This is a genomic window from Halomonas sp. A020, from assembly GCF_027943625.1.
Classification (GTDB): Bacteria; Pseudomonadota; Gammaproteobacteria; order Pseudomonadales; family Halomonadaceae; genus Vreelandella; species Vreelandella piezotolerans.
The window spans coordinates 1-1,571 of record NZ_AP022852.1 but is presented as its reverse complement, the minus strand read 5'-3'; the positions used below and the strand labels follow the sequence as shown (position 1 = coordinate 1,571).

Here is a 1,571-nt window from a genome sequence, read left to right as displayed (position 1 = left end):
GAAAAGTCAGGATACCAAGCGAGCATACACAGAGGGGCCTCTGTAGCTCTTCTTGGGGCTTTGCCCCAAACCCCACCCTCGCCGGGAGGCAGGCCGGCCAGCGGAGCTGACCGACCCGCTAAAGGGTATTTCAGGTGGCACGTACAAGTATTTAATCGGAACCCCGCTTGGAACCCCTCAAGCGGGGACCCCCGCGATTAAATCCTTGACGTTGATAGTATTCTGCCATGCTCTGAATACCCTGAAAGTCACTACCAGCCATAGGCATATGGTCGCCTAGAACAAACTCACAATGGTCAACAGAGCAGTCGTCACAGGTGATCGCGTAGGTTTTGCGAACGGTGTCTACCCATAAGGAGACGTCGGCATCAAGGAACTTGCGGCAATGGTCACAGTGCTGATCAAGCGACATAGTGAGCCCCTCCCTGGTTGTATTTATTTATCGCCTCTATGGCCTGTGCGGCGTCCAGCAAGCCGCCGCTGCGCGCAGCATTGCTGGACGCCCCCAGGCCAAAGAAGTCGAGCCACTCAGCGCCCAAGGTGCGAGGCACTATGAACACGCGAGCACCCTCAATAACGACCCTATAGGGCGAAGATAACCAGGTACCGTTAGACCTAGAGGCCCAGCCGCCCCCAGGTGCTGGCCGTGGATCGTCAGAGATAGACCAGGCCCTGCGAACCCAAGTAGGGGAAAGCCACCACCTACGCTCACGCGCAGAAGGCTCTGAGAGGCCACCACAGCCGTGTAACCGGGCACCCTTTGGCAAACCCTTAAAAACGCGCTTAAGCTCGCCTTGAGCGCTATTTGCCAGCTTAGAGGCGTACTTAGCTAGATACCCGACAGGCTTTTGAGCGCCCTCAATCTTACTCATGCCATGAGGCCACCAGCCGCGCTTATCAGGCTTCGGTAAGCGGTAGCCGCGGGGAAGCCAAAAAAGCACGTGATAATGAGGCCTGCCAGCCTTTGTAAGCTCCAAAACCCAGACATAGCGCATATGGAGACGCCTACGGCGGTGCCATTCCCTAGCGCATTTCAGAAAGTGAGATACGTGGCGTTTGCAGTAATCAGAATCAGGGGAGTAAGTCAGGGTAACCATGGCAGTAAAGACGCGGAAACCGCCTTGCTGGGAGTCTTGGCAGTGAAGGCGGGCACCAGTCTTAATGCCTTTGGCCATGCGTGCTAAACGGGATTGTACGCGGTCGATTTCGTGCCGTTCGTCGGGTGCCGTGTCACTTGTTGAAGAAGGGACAAGCCCAAAGGCAGGGCCAGCCTGGGAGCAAGGATCACCCAAGGGGGCACGAGCAAGAACGGACGGATTGAGGGCAGGAGCAACAGCGGGTACACTGGTCATCAAGGGTCACCTAAGTTCACGTTAGGTGGTGCCTAGAAAGGGGTCAGTCTGCCAGGACTGGCCCTTTTCGCGTTTGTGCTTCGGTCTCGACGTTAACGGAGTGTCAGAAGCGTGGGCGCTGGGGGCACCAGAAGAAATTCGCCAAGTCACCTTAGCGGATGGATACAGAGGGAGCAAGTGTACCCAGAAATGGGTATACCCAGATCTGGGTACAGTCCC

The 1,571-nt window shown here is 56.5% G+C and carries 1 protein-coding gene; it reads right to left on the bottom strand.

Annotated features, from left to right (window positions below; all coding sequences use genetic code 11):
- Positions 1 to 401: 401 nt before the first annotated feature.
- Complete coding sequence (locus tag FRH_RS18560) at positions 402 to 560, bottom strand: hypothetical protein (RefSeq protein WP_281998194.1); 159 nt, start codon at positions 558 to 560, stop codon at positions 402 to 404.
- Positions 561 to 1,571 lie beyond the last annotated feature (1,011 nt).